The sequence below is a fragment of the Noviherbaspirillum agri genome (assembly GCF_054780595.1).
Genome location: NZ_BAAGWA010000006.1, coordinates 122164 through 141249, shown reverse-complemented (window position 1 = coordinate 141249; position 19086 = coordinate 122164). Strand labels below are relative to the sequence as shown.

The following is a 19086-nucleotide window of genomic DNA, read 5'->3' as shown; positions in this document are numbered from 1 at the left end:
TCCGGCGTCAGGACGCTTTGATTGTCTATCTTTCTGATAGCGCCGGGCGCAATAAGTTTTCTTCTTTTGCCCTGCCGTGCCTGTCCTCGCCCCGGCGATAGGCGGTGGGCGTACTGCCTGTCCACTGCTTGAATGCACGGCAGAACACTGCAGCGTTCATGTAGCCAAGGTCGCGCGCGATGGCCGCAATCGGCGCCGACGACTTGCTCAGCCGCTGCACGGCGATATCGCGCCGCAATGCATCTTTTACCGACTGAAAGGTGGCGCCTTCGGCAGAGAACTTGCGCGTCAGCGTCCGCGAGGACATGTGGAAGGCCCGTGCGACTTCGTTCAGTTCGACGGTGCGGTCGATGTGCTCTTCCAGATACTCGCGCGTGCGGGCGCTGATGGAGCCGCGGTTAAACATGGTAAACGCCCAGTCTTCCGGCGCCCGTTTGAGAAATGCCCAGAGCTGGTGCTTCTCGCGCTTGAAGGCCATCTGGCAATACGACTCGGCCAGCCACACGCCGGATTCCCGCGCGCCAAAGCGGATATCGCCCGGATACAGGAAGATGTAATCGGCCGCATGCGACGGCCGGTCGAAGGCGAAATCTACGCGCTCTATCGGTATTTCCCGGCCTAGCAACCAGGAAACAATGCCGTGGATCAGCTTCATCATCAGTTCGTGGCCGAGGATGGTCACGGCAACGTCCGGCTGGCGCGGCACCAGCACGATGCGCACAAAGGCATCCTGCCGCGACATCTGCAGCCGGTAATCGTCGAGGATCAGGTTCCAGAAGCGCAGGAAGCGGTTCAGTGCAATCAGGATCGTCGGTGCATCGAGCAGGCTCAGGCACAGGTATTTCAGCGTGCCGCCCCGGATGGGGCGCGACCACAGCCCAAGCATCTCATCGTCCAGCTCGAAGGCGATGCGCTTGTACAGCAACACAAACTGTTCCCGCGTGATGCGGGCGCCGGGCTGGTCCAGCAGTTCCGCCGCAATTCCCGCCTCCTTCAGCACGCGGGCGACGACCGCAGCGTCGCGCTGCCGTCGCAGGGGTTGCAGCATGGCATGGAGAAAGTGGGAGGACACGGTGGCCGTGTACCTCTGCACAAGTACCGGGGACGTCTTGGGCATGGCAGAAAAGCTGAAAACGATCACCGATGAATTATGGCGCGTTTTGCATAGTCATTGGCGCAAAGCGTGAACTTTTCGGCAATCCCCTCCCTATACTTTCCCTTGTCTTTACTGTGTCTTCATCTTGTTACGCACAGAAATCCATGGTCGCCGAGCCGCAGGCATTGTGGCTCGGATGGACAACTTTTGCCTTCATTTTTGCCCGCACATTTCGGAGGAGCGATGCAATACACATCACTGGAAACAAGGATCGACGGTCCCGTCGCGATCGTCACGCTGAACCGTCCGGCAAGGCGCAATGCGCTGGACGAACGCGCCGTAGGCGAGATCGAACACTATTTCTCGTCGGTGCCGAACGGCGTGCGGGCCATCGTGCTCGCCGCCAATGGTCCGCACTTCTGCGCCGGGCTGGACCTGAAGGAGCACTATGAGAAGGAACGCAGCGCGGTGGAATTCATGCGTGTGTGCCAGGGCTGGCACCGCGCCTTCGACCGCATCCAGCATGGCGGCATCCCGGTGATCGCAGCGCTGCAGGGCGCGGTGGTGGGCGGCGGACTGGAACTGGCCACTGCTGCACATGTGCGCGTGGGTGACAGCAGCGCCTACTTTGCCCTGCCGGAGGGGCAGCGCGGCATCTTCACCGGCGGCGGCGCGACGGTGCGCGTGGCACGGATCATCACCGCCAACCGCATGGTCGAGATGATGCTCACCGGCCGCGTGATGGACTGCCATGAAGGGTTGAAGTCGGGCCTGCTGCATTACCTGACGCCGCCGCAAGGCGCATTCTCCAAGGCGATGGAACTGGCGCACAAGGTGGCAGGCAACGCCCCCTTGTCCAATTACGCCATCGTAACCGGCATCAACAAGGTCGCGGACATGTCAGCGACGGAAGCCCTGTTCACCGAATCGCTGATTGCGGCGATGGTGCAGACCGGCGAGGAAGTGCAGGCGCGGCTGGGCGATTTCGTCGAAAAACGCGCCGAGAAGGTCGCTGTCGCCTGCGAGAACTGATCCGGACAGACCGGCCTCGGCCGCCCCAGTGTCGAGGTCTGGCCATCCGGCGCTGCGCAAGGGGCACGTGCTGCCTCTTGCCGCCTCTTGCGCAGCCGCATTCCATCCCGTCGCCAGACATTCATTTCGCTCCATGCGCCGGGCCGCCGCCCGGCAACCTACTTCATGTCAAGAGGAGTGCCTGTTCCTCTCGAAAACACTGCCCCCCCTGTGCTACGCTGCCGAAATTCGCGCACTGACTTCACGATCATGAACCTCAAGGCTTCCTGGATTTCTGGTGCCGTCCTTGCCGGCGCCGCCCTCTTCGGTTTTCCCCATGGCTACGCCAAGGCCCTGCCCGCCAAACCTGCCGCCAAGGCATGCCTGGCCCCCGCCGCATGGGCGACCCTGCAGGGCGAGAAGATACAGACGGCGACCGCGCCCGCTGTCCTGAATAACATGGCCAGGAACGATATCGTGCTGCTTGGCGAAGCGCATGACGACGACGATCATCACCTGTGGCAGTTGCAGGTGCTTTCTGCCTTACATGGCTTGCGGCCGAACATGGCGATCGGCTTCGAGATGTTCCCGCGCCGCATACAACCGGTACTCAACCGCTGGGTCGCCGGAGAACTCCCGGTCGAGCAATTCCTTGTCGAATCCGAATGGGACAAGGTCTGGAGCATGCCGGCCGAGCTGTACCTGCCGCTGTTCCAGTTCGCCCGCATCAACCGCATCCCGATGGTTGCGCTGAACGTGGATGACAAACTGACCAAGGCCGTTGTCGAAAAAGGCTGGGATGGCGTGCCGGAAAGCGAGCGCGAAGGTGTCAGCCGGCCCGTTCCAGCGCAGGACGCCTATCGCGATTTCCTGTTCGAGATCTACCGCGGACATGCCGAGATCCGTGGCAAGGGCAGTTCCAAGGTGAGCCGGAAGGACAAGGCCTTCCGCCATTTCGTCGAGTCGCAACTCACGTGGGACCGCGCGATGGCCGAGGCATTGGCGAGCCGCCTCCAGCCCGGCACATCCGCCGAGAAGCCGCTGGTGGTCGGCATCATGGGCAGCGGCCATGTCCGTTTCGGCCATGGCGTGCCGCACCAGTTGCGCAGCATCGGCGTGCAGAACATCGGCACGCTGCTGCCTGTCGCAGCCGATTCCGACTGCAAGGAAATCCTCGCAGGAATGGCCGACGCCGTTTTCGCGCTGCCCATGCAAGTCGCTGCCAAGCCTCCGCCGCCGCGCCTTGGCGTGCGCCTGGAGCAAGGCGAAGACGGCGTACGCATTGCCGAGGTAACCGCCGGCAGCCTCGCCGACCAGACAGGCCTCAAGGCCGGTGACCGGGTTGTCGAAGTGGGGGGGCAGAATGTGACGCGCATCACGCCCGTCATCGCTGCCATCCGTCTGCAGCCTGACGGCAGCTGGCTCCCAATGCGCGTCAGGCGCGGCAAGGAAACGCTGGACATGCTGGTCAAGTTCCCTGCCAAGCCATGACGGCAGCATTGGTCACTGGCTACATACGCTCCGCACTCGTCGCGTGCATAGGCTTGTGCGCACTGGTGCTCAGCCATGCAGCGCGTGCGGCCGCTCCATCACTTGAACTGAATGTCGAGCTCGATCCCGGGACGCGCCGCTTCCAGGCGCGCGCCGTACTGTCCCCCGCTGCGCGCGACTTCCGGTTTGCACTGCATGAGTCGCTGCAGATTCAGGGCGCCTCATCCAACGGAAAGCCGCTCCAGGTCACCCCTGCCGGCCGTGAAGGCGCGATCCGCGGGTGGCGCATCGCTCTGCCCGCCGGTACGGAACAGCTGCAGCTCGATTATGGCGGCACCCTGCCCGCGCTTGACCGCAGCCTCGACCATCGCGGCGTGCTGCAAGGGCTGCCGCCGATGGCGTCCGTCGAGGGCAGCTTCCTGCCGGCAGGCGGCGCATGGTATCCGCAGCCGGCCTCCTTGTTCTCCTACCGCGTGACGCTGTCCGTGCCTGCAGGCCAGCGCGCCCTGGTGGCCGGCCGCCTGCTGTCGGAAAACATCCCGGCCGACAAATCCGGCACCACCGGCAACTACCGCGCAAGCTTCGAATTCGCCCAGCCTGCGGATGGCATCGACCTGATGGCCGGACCGTGGATCGTGCGCGAAAAGATCATGCAGCGCACTGCAGGCGCACCGCTGCGGCTGCGCACTTACTTTTTGCGCGACCTCGACGCCATGCCGGGCCTTGCCGATGGCTATCTTGAAGACACACAGCGCTACCTCGCGATGTACGAAGAAAAGATCGGCGCCTATCCGTTCACCGAATTCTCCATTGTTGCCAGTCCCCTGCCGACCGGCTTCGGCATGCCCACCCTCACCTACCTCGGTGCCGACGTACTGAAGCTGCCCTTCATCCGCGCCACCTCGCTCGGCCATGAAGTGCTGCACAACTGGTGGGGCAACGGCGTCTATGTCGACTACGCCAAAGGCAACTGGTCGGAAGGCTTGACCACCTTCATGGCCGACTATGCGTACAAGGAGCGCGACTCCGCCGAAGCGGCGCGTGAGATGCGCCTGGGCTGGCTGCGCGACTTTGCCGCCGTGCCGGCAGACAGCCAGCGGCCGCTCGCCTCCTTCCGTTCCCGTACACATGGCGCCGCTGCCGCCGTCGGCTACGGCAAGTCGGCGATGCTGTTCGTGATGTTGCGCGACACGGTGGGTGAAGACGCCTTCTGGCGCGGCATCCGCAGCTTCTGGGACAAGAACCGCTTCCGGGCTGCATCCTGGGACGATCTCAAGCGCGCCTTTGCACAAGCCTGCCACTGCTCGCTCGACACCTTCTTTGACCAATGGCTCAACCGCGCAGGCGGACCAACGGTCACCATCGAATCCGCCTCAGTCAAACCCGCAGCCGGGAAGCAACGACTGACACTCGCGCTGCAGCAAAGCGCACCGCCCTACGCATTGCGCCTGCCGGTCGAACTCGTCTACGCCGACCGGTCCGAAAAGCGCATTATCGACATCGCCCACAGGAACGATACGGTGACGCTCGACGCGAACACAGCGCCGCAAGGCGTGCGGCTCGATCCCGACCTGCGCGTCTGGCGCGTGCTGCACCGCGACCAGCTCCCGCCCATCCTGCGCCAGTGGATCACGGCGAAAGCGCCGCGGCTTGTCGTCGCATCGCGCGACGCACAAGTGCGTGACGCCGTCGAGGCGCTCGCCCCACGCCTGTTTGAAGTCCCGCCCCAACCGGTCGCCGTTGCTGCCATCCGCAGCGGCAGCGAACCGGTGCTGCTTGCCGGACTGCATGCGGACGTCGATGCCGCACTGGCGGCGGCAGGACTGCCCCCACGCCCGCCAAAGCTGGACCGCGGCAGTGCACAGGTGTGGACCGTACAAAGGAACGACGGCACACCAGTTGCAGTCGTATCCGCCCGCGACGCCGGCGCGCTACGCGCACTGCTTCGACCGCTGCCGCATTACGGCTCCCAGAGCTGGCTCGTCTTCGACGGCAGCCGCGCGCTGGAGCGCGGCGTCTGGCCCGCTCCCGGCCCGCTCGTCAAGGTGCAAGGAAGCCGGTAACTCATTCTCTCTTGCTCCCGTTCCCACGGCTCTCATTACGAGCCGTGGCCCACCGGAGCGCCACACCAAAGACAGACAATCCCTGTAAGCCACCTGTGTTATAAATCCGGCACTTTTTTCTGACGGCACTGACATTGGCGTCAGCGCCGGGCTTCTGTTGAGGACTCATAAAGTCGTCATTCAGCCGCTGGTGCCCCATCACCCTCGCTTTTACCGAGACCGCGAACCTGCCCCTTCTCCTTTTAAGGGGGAAGGCCGGGATGGGGGTGGAGTGTGTCAAGCACCTAACGAACCAAGAATAAACAGACGGAGGCACGGACAAGACCGTGATGAAAACAGCATCATCGCCAAGCCCCGCCTATAGCGCACCAAAAAACCAATAACCAAAAAAGGGAGGCCAATATGGCAAATCATCTCGACATCGCCGACATCAAGGCAATGCCGGTTACCAAGTACACGGAACTGCGCGCCAAGCTCCGCACAGGCGACCTGCTGTTCGCCTCGGGCGACTACCTGCTCTCGCAAGCGATCCAGAAAGTCACCTCCAGCCCGTGGAGCCACGTCGGTGTCATCGTCCGTCTCAAGGACATCGACCGCGTGCTGCTGCTGGAAAGCGTCGAGGACTCCGGCGTCCGCTTCGCACCGCTATCCAAGTACACCAGCGACTACGCGGACGGCAAGCCGTATCGCGGCCGGCTCGTTGCGGCACGCGTCAGTGACATGCAGGCTTCCACCGCGACCAGAGTGATGCAATTCGGCGTTGACGAACTTACCCGTCCCTACGACGTGGACGAGGTTTCCAAGATTCTTGCCCGCGTCACGCTAGGCGTCGGCAAGAAGGAGCGCGACCGCGAGTACATCTGCTCGGAGCTGGTGTATGAATGCTTCGCGCAGGCCGGGCGCGAGTTCAACTTCGACTCGCGAGGGTTTGTCAGCCCCGGGGCGATCTGGAGGGATCCGAAGGTGTCGTTCCTGGGGCGATTCCAGTAGCGGGTCTGAATGATGGAGACCGGGCCGGTGGGCAGCGGTCTCTGCCACAGAGGGCTTTTCACGAAGAATCGTATCTTCTGTAAGATAGCTCCATTCCAGCAATGAAGCTCTCGCCATGATTGCCGATCAAGCATCTCCCCACATCCTTGTCGTCGAAGACGACGACCATATCTCTCATGTTCTGAAGTTTATGCTTGAAAGGCAAGGTTACCGTACGCGCCTGGCAACGGATGGACTTGCAGCACGAAAGCTCATCGAGGAAGGCAGCGATGTTCCCGGACTGATCCTTCTTGATGTCATGCTGCCCTACATCGACGGTTTCGAGGTTGTCCAGCTGATTCGTGCACAGCCGGCGTGGCAATCGGTTCCGATTGTGATGCTTACCGCAAAGACGATGGAGCGCGACATCGTGCGTGCTCTGGATGCCGGCGCGAACGACTACATCGTCAAACCCTTTCAGCCGAATGAGCTACTGGCCCGCGTGCGCCGTTTTCTCAAGGTGAATGCATGAAACGCGCTGCCTTCTTTGTACTGGCCGCCGCTACCGTTGTCGTCCCCGGTGCCGGTGCACAGACAAGCATCGGCATCCATGCCGCGCACGACCACCTGAGCAATAACACGCCCGACTGGCGCGAAACGACGGTGCAGTTGCAACATCAGTATGGACCGCGCCGAAATGCGGGCATCGCGCTTACGCAGATGGAGCGGTTCGGCGTGCAAGACAACCAGATTAGCGGCATGTTTGCCATGCCCCTCAGCAGCGTCCTGGTAGCGACAGCGGAAGCCAGCCTCAGCGATACGCACCGGGTGCTGGCCCGGAATGCGCTTGGCGCGACGCTGCAGTACGAATTTGCCCCCGCATGGCTGGCGCACGGAGGAGTCAGGACAACCGACTACGACGCAGCACGGGTGAGCCAGGGGCTGCTCATGCTCGAGCATTACTTCTCTTCGTTCAGCGTGGCAGCGGGCTGGCGGCCGGCACGTGCATTCAGTACGACGGCGCACAGCGGTGAACTGCGCGCCAACTACTATTACCAGGAAAAAAACTCCATCGGCTTCATCGTGGCTGGCGGCAAGGAAGCCGCAAACATCGCCGGCAACATCAGTCTTACCAGCCTGCGTTCGGCAGCCATCGTCGGCCGCCACTGGCTGACCCGCCACTGGGCGCTGAACTACAGCGTCGCCCATACGCGTCAGGGAGATTTTTACACGCGCAACGGATTGAGCCTTGGTCTTCAGTACGCTTTCTGATCCCTATTTGCTCGTCGCGTTCTGGACCGGGATAGGCGCACTTTCGCTCACGCTGTTGATCGGTGCCCAGATCGTCTATCTGCGTGTCGCCCTGCGCCGCGACCAGCGGCAGGAGCGGAACGTGATTGCAAAATGGCGGCCGATCCTCAACGCAGCGATCACCGACACGCCTCCCGAACAGCTGCCCGCGCTTCACAAGAAAGATCAAATTCCGTTTCTCAGGTTTTGGGTGCACCTGCACCAGTCCGTGCGTGGCGAGGCGAGCGCAGGACTGAATGACGTCGGCTACCGCCTTGGCTGCGACGGCGACGCACACCGCCTCCTGCACAAGGGGAACCGCGCGGAAAAGCTGCTGGCCATACTGACGATCGGGCATTTGCGCGACCTCAAGGCCTGGCCGCAGTTGATCGAAGAAGCGCGCCTGCAGGACAACACCACTTCCGTGCATGCCTTGTGGGCACTCGTACAGATCGACGCACGCAAGGCATGCCACGAATTGATGCCGTTGCTTCTGCAGCGCGACGATTGGCCCCTCTCCAAACTGGCAAACATTCTGCAGGAGGTGCGCGAAGAATGCGAAGCGGTACTGGGCAGCCTGATACCGGCGCTGGAACCGGAACGCTTGCCGCGCGCACTGCATCTGGCAGAAGCGTTGCGCATCCATCTTCCCTCCGCACTGTTGTTGGACCTGCTGCACGGTGCCTCGGTCGATATCGTGACGGCGGCCTTGCGACTGTCCGCCATGCCGGACCTGCTTGACGCGGTCCGCACCCACCTTGGCCATGCGGACTGGCGGGTACGTGTGCAAGCGGCCAAGGCACTCGGGCGCATCGGTGATCACTCCGACATCGCACGACTGCAAACACTCCTCGGCGACCCGCAATGGTGGGTGCGCTACCGCGCCGCACAGGCCTTGCTCAGCCTGCCTTTCATTGGTCGCAGCGAGGTTGATAGCCTTTGTGCCACGGTAACGGACCGATACGCCGCCGACATGCTCAGGCAGGTCGCTGCAGAACAGGAGTTGAGATGAACTGGCCCCAATTGATTATCGAAATCGCCACCTGGTTCATCCTCTGTTACTTCATCCTGTTGAACGGCGGCTACCTGCTGCTCAACATGCTGTCAATCGTTACGCTGCACCGGCGAGGCCAGGAGCGCATCCTCGACGACCTGCCACAGGTGTATTCCGGACTCGAGCCGCCAATCAGCCTGCTGGTTCCCGCCTACAATGAAGAGGCGACGATTGCCGCATCGGTGCGCTCGATGCTGCAATTAAGTTATTCCGAACTGGAAATCATCGTGATCAACGATGGGTCAAAGGACGGCACGCTGGACGTTTTGAAGCGGGAATTTGCGCTCGCGCCCTTCCCGGAGGCGTATCGCATCCAGCTGGAGACCAAGCCCCTCAGGGGAATCTTCCGCTCGACCCGCTATCCGAACCTGCGCGTCATTGACAAGGAGAATGGCGGCAAGGCGGACTCGCTCAATGCCGGCATCAATGCCTCGCGCTATCCACTTTTCTGCGGCGTGGACGCCGACTCGATCCTGCAGCGCGACAGCCTGCAGAAAGTGGTCAAGCCATTCCTGACCGATGCCAGCGTCGTTGCAACCGGCGGCACGGTGAGGGTCGCGAACGGATGCGAAGTCAGCGGCGGCTTCCTGACCAGGGTCGGCTTGCCCTCCAACCCGTGGGCGCTGTTCCAGGTCGTGGAATATCTGCGCGCCTTCCTGTTCGGGCGCCTCGGCTGGTCCACCATCAACGGGATGTTGATCATCTCCGGCGCATTCGGCTTGTTCAGGAAAGATACGGCCATCATGGCAGGCGGCTATCGTCCCAAGACCATCGGCGAGGACATGGAACTCGTTGTGCGGATGCACCGCCTGCTGCGCCAGAAGAAGCAACGTTACCGCATCGAGTTTGTGCCGGACCCGGTATGCTGGACCGAAGCGCCGGAGGACCGTGCGACCTTGCGCAACCAGCGCATCCGCTGGCAACGCGGCCTGTCGGAAAGCCTCAGTGCAAACTGGGGACTGATGCTCAGCCGCAACGGCGGTGCGCCGGGATGGCTGGCCTTCCCGTTCATGCTGTTGTTCGAATGGCTGGGGCCGCTGATAGAACTCGGTGGTTATATCTTCATGGGGGTTGCCTTCGCTTTTGGATGGATTTCCTGGCAGGCATTTGCGGTCTTTCTCTTTGTCGCAATCGGCCTCGGCATCCTGCTGTCGGCCTCCGGCCTGCTGCTGGAGGAAATGTCCTTTCACATTTATCCGAGACCACGCCAGCTTGCGCTGCTGGCTCTTGTCGTGATCGTCGAGAATTTCGGCTACCGCCAGATCAACAGCTGGTGGCGCCTGGTCGGGCTGTACCGCTGGGCGACCCAGGGCGAAGCGAGCTGGGGAGCGATGACGCGCAAGGGAAGCTGGCAACGCAAGGTGTAGCAATGCGCATCCTGCCGATCGGACTGTTATTCATCATGACAAGCGCGCAGGCAAGCTTCCTACAAATCTGCCCCGCCTCGGTGCCGCCTTCCGGCGGGCCGGAAGCCGTTATCACCGGTGCCGATGGCGTGCAGTCACGAATCCGGGTTGACGAGGTGGCGGCGCCCGGTTGTCGCAGCATGTCTTTGCCGGTTCCTGCCGAGAGCATCGTTGCCCTCCACCCGCTCGGCACACCGGAGGCGAAGCGCATCGGCGACAGGCTGATCGTGGAAGGGATCGCGCGCGACAATTCGTTCAGTATCAGCACTGCAACTTTCACCGCAGAACACGAAGAGCCCGGTCGGCGACCCATGCCGCTGCAGGAAAATCTGCTCACTGGAATGGCTGTGCGCACTTTCGGCGTTGAAGAACGTGTACAGGCCACCCTTCGCAATGGGCAGCTTGATCTCCGATGCGCAGCAGGGACCAGGCCTGCTGGCGTCATCCTGAGCGCCCCCTGGTACATGACGCAGGCCCGTGCAAGGCTGCAGCTTTCCGCCACCGGCAATGGAAGATTTGAAGTGGCAATGGCAGATGCGGCCGGAGCGACAAAAGAATCGGCCACCACGTTGGGCCACGTTGAAGGCAATGCTGCTTCGGCAGTCGATCTGGCATTGCCGCCAACCGGTTTTGATCGCACCGACTGGCGCCATTTTTCCATTGCCTGCCCGCGCCACCAAGCCGCACTAGTGTTGAACGATGTCAGGCTGGTAGCGCATGGCCCTTCCCCTGGCACACGTTCCGGTTGGGTCTGGGATGCGCAGGACTGGATGGCAGAGGCAGATCGCCTGCTCAAGCAGGCACAACAGTATGGCCTGCGAACCCTGTTCATTTCCGTACCCGTAGCAAACGGCATGATCGCCAATCCCGACGCGCTGGCCGCCTTTGTCCGACACGCGAGTGCACTCGGCATCGCTGTCTGGTCGGTGGACGGAGACCCGCGCATGGTACTGCCCGGCGAACACGCAGCGACAGTCGCACGCGCCCGCGCGTACGCGTCATACAACAAGGCGGTTGATCCCGTCGCACGCCTGCGCGGCATGCAGTTCGATATCGAGCACTATCTCCTGCCCGGATACGGTACCGCGTCCGGTGAGCTGGACCGCCACTACCTGACGCTGGCGCGTGCGCTCAACAGGGCGGCGGGCGAAATGCCGCTGGAGTTCGTCGTCCCATTCTGGTGGAACAACAAGCCAGTGCTTCTGAAGGGACTAGCCGGCGCAGCATCCGGATTGAACGTCATGGACTACCGGACCGATCCCGCGCAAATCCGTGACTTCGCGGTCCCGTTCCTCGATTGGGGTGTGAATCATGGAAAGAAGGTTCGCATCGCCGTTGAAGCAGGTCCGGTCGACACGGAACAGCAGCGGCGTTATGTGAAAGACACCGCCGGGCAGGCGTGGCTCGTGACGCTGGACCGGATGCACGTGCTGCTGTTGCTCAAGGATGCGCGACCGAATCTGCATGGACCGACATTCCGTCTCGCGTCGAGCACCATGCTCGATGGTTCGGCCACCAGCTTTCACAAGGATCCCGGCCGGATGCTGGAAGTGCTGCCGGCGCTGGAGTCGTATTTTTCTGCCTGGCCGTCGTTCAACGGCATGGCTTTGCATGGATTGCAGTAGGTGGCTGCTCAGGTTTACGCGGCCAGCGGCAGCGTGACGGTGAACGTCGCCCCCTTGCCCGCTTCCGACGTAAAGCCGATGGTTCCGCCGTGTTCCGCCACAATGCTCTTGCAGATGCTGAGGCCCAGTCCGGATCCGCCCTTTTGCCGGGTGTTGGTGGAATCGGCCTGCGCGAACTTCTGGAAGATGCGGGCGCTGAATTCTTCCGGGATGCCAGGCCCTTGGTCTACAACTGATACCGTCGCCCGCTCGCCATCACTACCGATGCGGACTGTCACCGTGGAGTCGGGTGGTGAAAACTTGATCGCATTCGACAACAGATTGACCACGACCTGGATCATGCGGTCCTGATCCGCCATCACCTGGATGCGATCTTGCTCGGCATGCAGGTCGAGCACCACACGGTGCTGCACTGCACTGCCATCGACTGCATCCATGGCCTGCTGCACTATCGGCAGCAAGAGCTGCGGCTGCATGTCGAACATCATGCTGCCCGACTCGATTTTCTCGATGTCGAGCACGTCGTTTACCAGGCGTACGAGCCGTTCGCAGCTGCCGTACGCGATGTCGATGAGGACGCGCGTATCGGGAGGGAGCTCTCCTGCGCTGCCATCGGCCAGCATGGCAAGCGAGGCACGGATCGATGTCATCGGCGTGCGCAATTCATGCGAGACGGTCGAGACAAACTCGTTCTTCATGCGTTCGATTTCCTTGCGCTCCGAAATGTCGTGCAGGAAGGTGCTGAAGAAATAGGCTTCGTGTGTTCCTGCAAGCGCAATCGAGACTTCGACCGGAATCTCCTTGCCGTCGCGATTGATGACAATGCGCTCAAGCCGGCGATTGATAAAGTCGACGTGCCCGGTTTCGTTAAAGTGGTGCATCGCACTGATGACGCCCTTGCGGAATCGTTCCGGTACGATCAGTTCCGTCATCGGGCGGCCCACGGCCTCACTGCTGGTCCAGCCGAACATGCGCTGCGCAGCCGAGTTCCAGTCCGTAATCCTTCCCTTCAGATCGACCGCGAGATAGGCATCCTGTGCGCTTTCAATGATTGCCTGGATGCGTTTCTCATTGGCGCGTACCGCAGCCAACGCCCGTTGCAGTTCGCGGGTGCGTTCCTCGACGCGTTGTTCCAGCGACTGATTCAGCTCCGTCAGTTCCGCCTTTCTCTGCAAGAGCCTGGAAACCAGCGCATCGAGTGATCCGGTGAGCGCCTGCACCTCGGCATAGCCGCTTTTTGCGGCAGTAATCTCGAGCGCTTCGCCGTGTTGGATGCGTTGCGCCAAATCCGCCACTTCGGCAAGCGGCTTAACGATGCGGCGGGCCGCAAGGAACCCGAACAGCGAAAACAGGACCGCCAGTCCGATACCACTCCACAGCACGCGCTGCTGAATACGGCGCACCGGCAGGTACGCGTCCTCCACGCTCTGGCGGACGAAGATGGTCCAGCCAAGTCCTTTATACGTGCCGTAACCGGTGGTCCGGCTGTAGCCGACGAGGTAGGACGTCCCGTCCTGCCATTCCTCCACCAGATAACCGCTGCTGTTGGCGCTGGCGGCCTTGAAGCTGACCTGGCCGACCTTTTTCCCCTGTACATCTGGCGGACCGAGCAGTACCGTCCCATCGGTGCCGACGATCATCGCTTCCACCTGACGGCGTGCCCGGACCGGGGTCATGACCGACTGCTCGACCTCGCGTGCCCACTGCCATGACAGATGCACACCTAGCACGCCTTCAATGCGGCCTTGCGCATCAAGGTAGGGAAAGGCGATATCGACAAAACGTTTCGGTTCGCCGTCGATTTGCGGCAGCAGTTTTGCAAGAAGCACGGCCTCGTGCACGTCGCCGACATACACGCCGCTCAATGCATTGCGAAACCAGGGGCGCTGAGAGACATCCGCTCCTTCAAGCATTTTTTGCGTTGCTGCCGTGACCTTGCCTTCCGGCGTGACAAGGCCGATCCATGCGTAATAGTGATACGTCTCCTGACGTGCATCGAGAATCGCGCGCTTTTCTTCTGCCTGGATGGAAGGCGACGTCAGGTCATGGCGCTTTGCCATCAACTGCACCTCGCGATAGCGCTCAAACATGCCACGGTCGAGCTTGTCCGACGTCTGCAAGGCGAGCTCTGCAAGACCATTACCGATGTTCGTCTTGACCTGCTCGCTTGCAGTCAGACCGATCACCTCGGACAGGATCAGGGTCAGGAGAATGGTCAAACCGGAAAAAGCTGCAGCAAGATAAGAACCGATGCCTTGTTTGGAGAGCGCTTTCTTGAATTTCATTGGCGTTTCGGCGTGTCTATCAGGAACAGGAGTCATGCATTGTCGCACTTCTTTTCACGGTAGCACTTCTCATGATCTCGGGATGAAGCTTGTCGTAGCGTAAGTCAATGTTGGCTTGGTGCACATCATGGTCACAAAAAGCAGATACGACATTCTTACCTTCAGATTGCGGCGCAAAATTGCCTTTTAAACAAGCACCGTACCGCGCGCCATTGATCTTTTCTTCTTGATGTTCGGCGGGCGATGATCAAAATGAAAACATGCGCGTTCCCAGTGCTTGCAGATGAGGCATCCGCATCCTGAAGGCGCCCCGCTTTGGTTCTATAATCACCGCCTTCGCTTGAACAGGCCCCTCCCATGTCGCTCCTCCCCCACCAGCTCGAACTGTTGTCCCCCGCCAAGACTGCCGAGATCGGTCGCGAGGCCATCCTGCACGGCGCTGATGCTGTCTACATCGGCGGGCCGGCCTTCGGCGCGCGGCACAATGCCAGCAACGCAATCGAGGACATTGCCGCGTTGGTGGAATTTGCGCATCGCTACCGTGCGCGGATCTTCGTGACGCTTAATACGATCCTGCACGATGCGGAGTTGGACGCTGCGCGCAAGCAGATCTGGCAGTTGTACTACGCCGGGGTCGATGCGCTGATCATTCAGGACATGGGTCTGCTGGAAATGGATCTGCCGCCGATCCAGCTGCATGCGAGTACGCAGTGCGATATCCGCACGGTGGACAAGGCGCGCTTTCTCGGTGCGGTGGGTTTTTCGCAGCTGGTGCTCGCACGCGAGCTGAGCCTGGAGCAGATCCGGCAGATCCATGCGCAAGTCGATACGCCGCTGGAATACTTCATCCACGGCGCGCTGTGTGTGGCGTTTTCCGGCCAGTGCTACATCTCGCATGCGGATACCGGCCGCAGCGCCAATCGCGGCGACTGCTCGCAGGCTTGTCGCCTGCCCTACACGCTGACCGACGGCCAGGGCCGCGTGGTAGCGTATGAAAAGCACCTGCTGTCGATGAAGGACAATGACCAGAGCCGCAATCTGGAAGCGCTGGTCGATGCCGGCATCCGCTCGTTCAAGATCGAGGGACGCTACAAGGACATGGGCTATGTGAAGAACATCACCGGCCACTACCGCAAACTGCTCGACGAACTCCTCGAACGCCGGCCGGAATTCGTCCGCGCTTCCAGCGGGAATACGCGGCTGTTGTTTGCACCGGATGTGGACAAGAACTTCCATCGCGGCCATACGGATTACTTTGCGCAAGGCCGGCAGGAGGACATCGGCGCTTTCGATTCGCCCAAGTACGTGGGCGTGGAGCTGGGCACGGTCAGCTGCATCGGCGGCGACCATTTCGACATGGTGACGAATGCGCCGATGGCCAATGGCGACGGGCTGAACTACATGCACAAGCGCGAGACGGTCGGCATTCAGGCCAACCGTGCCGAGAAGATTGGAGAGGATGCGGAAGGCCAGCGCTGGCGCGTCTTCCCGAACGAGACGCTGAACACTCTGCCCGGCCTGAAGGTGGGCACCGTCATCCATCGCAATCGCGACCATCAATGGGAAGCGGCACTCAACAAGAAGTCGGCGGAGCGCAAGGTCACGCTCGACATGACGCTGTCCGAACATGGAGACGGCCTGCGGCTCGCGCTCTGCGACGAGGACGGCATCACCAGCGTCACCGATGCAGCCATCGAACTGCAGCCGGCACAGCAGGCGGCGCAGGCGGAAGCGTCGTTACGTACAAGTGTCGGCAAGCTCGGCAATACGATGTTCGAGATCGGGCAGATCACGCTTGCATTGTCACAGCCGTGGTTTGTGCCATCGGCGTCCATCAATGCACTGCGCCGCGATGCGATTGCTGCACACGAGGCTGCACGTCTTGCCGCATGGGAGCGGCCGGAACGCAAGGCGCCCGCCGAGCCGCCTCCGGCCTATCCGGAAACGCAGCTCTCCTATCTTGCCAACGTCTACAACGAGAAGGCGCGCGCCTTCTATCACAAGCACGGCGTGCAACTGATCGATGCCGCGTACGAGTCGCATGAGGAAGCGGGCGAAGTGTCGCTGATGATCACCAAACACTGCCTGCGCTTCTCGTTCAACCTCTGCCCGAAGCAGGCGAAGGGCGTGCAGGGAGTGCAGGGACAGGTGCGCGCGGAGCCGATGACGCTGGTCAGCGGCGACGAACGCTACACGCTGCGCTTCGACTGCAAGCCGTGCGAGATGCATGTCGTCGGCGCGATGAAGCCCGGTATCCTGAAGTCGCTGCCGCCGTCAGCCGTGCCGTACAACCCGCTGGTATTCCATCGCAAGCGGCCCGGCAACTGAAACCGGAATAATCCTTCCGACGCGGTCGCGTCATTGGCAAGTTGGGCAGACGCACTACTTGGGGCGCGGCTGCTTCAGATTCCGATCCGGCATGGCGAGCCGCCCTGCCCGTACTTCCTCCACCGCCATCAGCACCGCCCGGGCCACATTGCGTACTTCCTCCTGCACCGCCGTGTCGCGGTCCAGTGTTTCATGACTTTTTGCGTAAGACTCGTAATAGCCGATATACCTGTCCAGCCGCGCTTGCGTGCCGGCGTCGATCAGTCCCATCCAGTCGAGCCAGTCCGACAGCGCGCGCCGCGTGCCTTCGATGCCGGCCACGTCGCCGTGGACCACCAGTCCGTAGGTGCGCCCGGCGAGGTGCTTGGGATAGGACCAGCCTGATTCTTCGAGTGCCTTGGCCTTTTCCGGATTCTTGCCGGAGGTTGTCGTCGGGTCGGGATTGCCGCCGTCCGCGCAGACAAGACGGTCGATCATGAGCTTGAGCGCACTCGGCGACTGATACCAGTACACCGGCGTGAAAATGATGATGCCGTGTGCGGCCACCCATTTCTCGTAGATTTCGCCCATCCAGTCGTTCGTCTGGCGCAGCGCATGATTCGGATAGCAGCTGCAGGGCCAGTGGCAGAGCGGCATGGCGGTGGAGACGCAGCCCTTGCAGGGATGGATGTGCCAGTCGTAATCGGACACCAGCCGGCTCAGGTCGAGGAGATCGACTTCCACTGACGCCGCTTCCAGCACCTCGCGTGCGATCTGCATCAGGCGAAAGCTCTTGGACATCTCGCCCGGGCACGTGCCGTCGTTGCGGTCCGCGCCGCAGATCAGCAGGAGCCGCGAGGGAGCACGCGGATCTTTCTGCCTCTTTTCCGCCGCGATTAGTCTGTCGCGGGTTTGCTTCCATTCCAGCGACAGGTCGTAGTCCGGATCGGCAAATTCGCTGCCGGCCTTGATGGTACGCGCCGTCTTCTTGGTGTTGGTGTAGATGTCCCACGCGACCTCCTCCACCTTGGCGACAGCCTCCTGAACTGCGTCGAATTCCGGATGGCCGAACGATCCGTAAAAGCGGACACGGAACTCGTCGCGGGACAGCATCCCGCCGTACTGCCCTTTGCGCGGCGTGGTCATGCCTGTGGCTCAGGCCCTGCCAGCGCCTTGCGGCATCAGCTCGACCTTCATCCAGCCCGGCTGCCTTGTGTCGAACGCCTTGTAAGCATCGATGGCAGATGTGAGCGGCTCGTGCTGCGTGACGATACTGGTCGGGTCGAAACTGCCGGTGCGGATCAGTTCGATGAGGTGCGGAATGTACTTGCGGTGGTTGCAGTTGCCCATCCGGATGGTGAGGTTCTTGTTCATCGCCATGCCGATCGGGAAGAACGTATCACTCGGCGGATAGACGCCGATGATCGACAGTGTGCCGGCCTTTGCCAGCGCCTGTATCGCCCACTGCTGTGCCTGCGATGGTGCCTGCCCGGGATGCCAGTTATCGCCCGACGGATGCTGCTCCGGTGCGATCTGTTGCACCTCCTGCTGGAATGCCTGCGCATTCTGTTTCGCGGCTTCCGCAGCCGGGCCATGGTGCGGACATTCCGCATCTACGCCGACCGCATCGATCGCGCGGTCCACGCCGATGCCACCGGTGAGATCCTTAATCATCTGCACCGGGTCTTCCTCGTCGAAATTGATGATTTCCGCACCTTGCCGGCGCGCCATTTCCAGCCGGTCGGCGCGATTGTCGACGGCGAGGATGCGCCCTGCGTCCATCAGCTTGGCCGACGCGATGGCAAACTGCCCTACCGGGCCGCAGCCGAACACGGCGACGGTATGCCCCGGTTTGATGTCGGCAAGGTCGGCGCCGAAATAGCCGGTGGGGAAAATATCGGACAACAGGATGGCCTGGTCGTCACTCACTTCGTCGGGCAGCTTGACGAGGTTGACGTTGGCAAACGGCACGCGTGCCTTCTCGGCCTGCAAGCCGTTGAAGCCGCCGCTTTCCGGTGGTCCGCCGTAGAACGCGGTGCCGGCGGAGATGCCATTCGGATTGGCATTGTCGCACTGCGCGTAATATCCCTCGCGGCAATACGAGCAGTAGCCGCAGGCGATGGTGGATGGGATGACGACGCGGTCGCCCACGGCAATATTGCGCACGGAGTCACCCACCTGTTCGACGATGCCCACGCCTTCATGGCCGAGGACGGTGCCTTCCTTCATGCCGGCAAAGGTCCCGCGCACAAAATGCAGGTCGGTGCCGCAGATGGCGCTCGCGGTGAGGCGGACGACCGCATCGGTAGGCTGCTCGATGCGCGGTTCGGGCACATCATCCAGGCGAATGTCGCCGACGCCATGATAGACAACTGCTTTCATATGACCTCCAGGAATCTCTTGCTCGGCACATGCCACGGTGCATCAGGCATACCGCCTTGTGGGGAATGAAGAGAGGAGTGAGCAGCCGGACAAAGGTTCCCCTAGGC

The 19086-nt window shown here is 61.7% G+C and carries 14 protein-coding genes; 10 read left to right on the top strand and 4 right to left on the bottom strand.

Going from position 1 to position 19086, the window contains the following annotated elements; all coding sequences use genetic code 11:
- Positions 1–25 precede the first annotated feature (25 nt).
- Positions 26–1072, bottom strand: a complete 1047-nt coding sequence (locus ACYVIA_RS12740; RefSeq protein ID WP_460841312.1) for an AraC family transcriptional regulator — start codon at positions 1070–1072, stop codon at positions 26–28.
- A gap of 267 nt (positions 1073–1339) precedes the next feature.
- On the opposite strand from ACYVIA_RS12740, the gene ACYVIA_RS12735 reads away from it, so the two are divergent.
- From ACYVIA_RS12735 to ACYVIA_RS12695, 9 genes are all read left to right on the top strand, one after another.
- A complete protein-coding gene (locus tag ACYVIA_RS12735) occupies positions 1340–2128 on the top strand; it encodes a crotonase/enoyl-CoA hydratase family protein (protein WP_460841310.1) in 789 nt (262 codons plus the stop codon).
- Between the two features lie 249 nt (positions 2129–2377).
- Entirely contained in the window at positions 2378–3598 is a 1221-nt protein-coding gene (locus ACYVIA_RS12730; protein ID WP_460841308.1) for a ChaN family lipoprotein, read from the top strand.
- Positions 3595–5661 (top strand): M1 family metallopeptidase, encoded by a 2067-nt coding sequence (locus ACYVIA_RS12725; RefSeq protein WP_460841306.1) that lies wholly within the window; start codon positions 3595–3597, stop codon positions 5659–5661. Before ACYVIA_RS12730 ends, ACYVIA_RS12725 begins: the two co-directional genes overlap by 4 nt.
- Positions 5662–6063: 402 nt before the next feature.
- Positions 6064–6651: a YiiX/YebB-like N1pC/P60 family cysteine hydrolase gene (locus ACYVIA_RS12720; RefSeq protein ID WP_460841304.1), complete on the top strand. Its 588-nt coding sequence runs from the start codon at positions 6064–6066 to the stop codon at positions 6649–6651.
- A 115-nt stretch (positions 6652–6766) separates the two neighbouring features.
- The gene (locus tag ACYVIA_RS12715) at positions 6767–7162 is read left to right on the top strand and encodes a response regulator transcription factor (RefSeq protein ID WP_460841303.1); all 396 of its coding nucleotides are present in this window, start codon (positions 6767–6769) and stop codon (positions 7160–7162) included.
- On the top strand, positions 7159–7902 hold the full coding sequence (locus tag ACYVIA_RS12710; RefSeq protein WP_460841301.1) for a YaiO family outer membrane beta-barrel protein: 744 nt from the start codon (positions 7159–7161) through the stop codon (positions 7900–7902). The genes ACYVIA_RS12715 and ACYVIA_RS12710 overlap by 4 nt, the downstream gene beginning before the upstream one ends.
- Positions 7880–8932 carry a HEAT repeat domain-containing protein gene (locus ACYVIA_RS12705; RefSeq protein ID WP_460841298.1) on the top strand — a complete coding sequence of 351 codons (1053 nt, stop codon included), beginning with the start codon at positions 7880–7882 and terminating at the stop codon, positions 8930–8932. The genes ACYVIA_RS12710 and ACYVIA_RS12705 overlap by 23 nt, the downstream gene beginning before the upstream one ends.
- The gene (locus tag ACYVIA_RS12700) at positions 8929–10341 is read left to right on the top strand and encodes a glycosyltransferase family 2 protein (RefSeq protein ID WP_460841297.1); all 1413 of its coding nucleotides are present in this window, start codon (positions 8929–8931) and stop codon (positions 10339–10341) included. Before ACYVIA_RS12705 ends, ACYVIA_RS12700 begins: the two co-directional genes overlap by 4 nt.
- Before the next feature lie 2 nt (positions 10342–10343).
- On the top strand, positions 10344–12005 hold the full coding sequence (locus tag ACYVIA_RS12695) for a hypothetical protein (protein WP_460841295.1): 1662 nt from the start codon (positions 10344–10346) through the stop codon (positions 12003–12005).
- 14 nt (positions 12006–12019) lie between these two features.
- On the opposite strand, the gene ACYVIA_RS12690 is transcribed toward ACYVIA_RS12695, so the two are convergent.
- Positions 12020–14290 carry a sensor histidine kinase gene (locus tag ACYVIA_RS12690; RefSeq protein WP_460841293.1) on the bottom strand — a complete coding sequence of 757 codons (2271 nt, stop codon included), beginning with the start codon at positions 14288–14290 and terminating at the stop codon, positions 12020–12022.
- A 357-nt stretch (positions 14291–14647) separates the two neighbouring features.
- Here ACYVIA_RS12690 and ACYVIA_RS12685 point away from each other — a divergent pair, with 357 nt between their 5' ends.
- The gene (locus tag ACYVIA_RS12685; protein ID WP_460841291.1) at positions 14648–16618 is read left to right on the top strand and encodes a peptidase U32 family protein; all 1971 of its coding nucleotides are present in this window, start codon (positions 14648–14650) and stop codon (positions 16616–16618) included.
- Between the two features lie 54 nt (positions 16619–16672).
- Here the strand turns inward: ACYVIA_RS12685 and ACYVIA_RS12680 are convergent, their stop codons facing one another.
- Positions 16673–17743 carry a flavodoxin family protein gene (locus ACYVIA_RS12680; protein ID WP_460841289.1) on the bottom strand — a complete coding sequence of 357 codons (1071 nt, stop codon included), beginning with the start codon at positions 17741–17743 and terminating at the stop codon, positions 16673–16675.
- 9 nt (positions 17744–17752) lie between these two features.
- Positions 17753–18979, bottom strand: coding sequence for a zinc-dependent alcohol dehydrogenase (locus ACYVIA_RS12675; protein WP_460841288.1), 1227 nt, complete (start codon positions 18977–18979; stop codon positions 17753–17755).
- Positions 18980–19086: the final 107 nt, after the last annotated feature.

Bases quoted from the DNA above. Each gene is read 5' to 3' on its own strand.
- ACYVIA_RS12735 (WP_460841310.1), top strand. From the start codon at position 1,340: ATGCAATACACATCACTGGAAACAAGGATCGACGGTCCCGTCGCGATC.
- ACYVIA_RS12730 (WP_460841308.1), top strand. From the start codon at position 2,378: ATGAACCTCAAGGCTTCCTGGATTTCTGGTGCCGTCCTTGCCGGCGCC.
- ACYVIA_RS12725 (WP_460841306.1), top strand. From the start codon at position 3,595: ATGACGGCAGCATTGGTCACTGGCTACATACGCTCCGCACTCGTCGCG.
- ACYVIA_RS12720 (WP_460841304.1), top strand. From the start codon at position 6,064: ATGGCAAATCATCTCGACATCGCCGACATCAAGGCAATGCCGGTTACC.
- ACYVIA_RS12715 (WP_460841303.1), top strand. From the start codon at position 6,767: ATGATTGCCGATCAAGCATCTCCCCACATCCTTGTCGTCGAAGACGAC.
- ACYVIA_RS12710 (WP_460841301.1), top strand. From the start codon at position 7,159: ATGAAACGCGCTGCCTTCTTTGTACTGGCCGCCGCTACCGTTGTCGTC.
- ACYVIA_RS12700 (WP_460841297.1), top strand. From the start codon at position 8,929: ATGAACTGGCCCCAATTGATTATCGAAATCGCCACCTGGTTCATCCTC.
- ACYVIA_RS12695 (WP_460841295.1), top strand. From the start codon at position 10,344: ATGCGCATCCTGCCGATCGGACTGTTATTCATCATGACAAGCGCGCAG.
- ACYVIA_RS12690 (WP_460841293.1), bottom strand. From the start codon at position 14,290: ATGAAATTCAAGAAAGCGCTCTCCAAACAAGGCATCGGTTCTTATCTT.
- ACYVIA_RS12685 (WP_460841291.1), top strand. From the start codon at position 14,648: ATGTCGCTCCTCCCCCACCAGCTCGAACTGTTGTCCCCCGCCAAGACT.
- ACYVIA_RS12680 (WP_460841289.1), bottom strand. From the start codon at position 17,743: ATGACCACGCCGCGCAAAGGGCAGTACGGCGGGATGCTGTCCCGCGAC.
- ACYVIA_RS12675 (WP_460841288.1), bottom strand. From the start codon at position 18,979: ATGAAAGCAGTTGTCTATCATGGCGTCGGCGACATTCGCCTGGATGAT.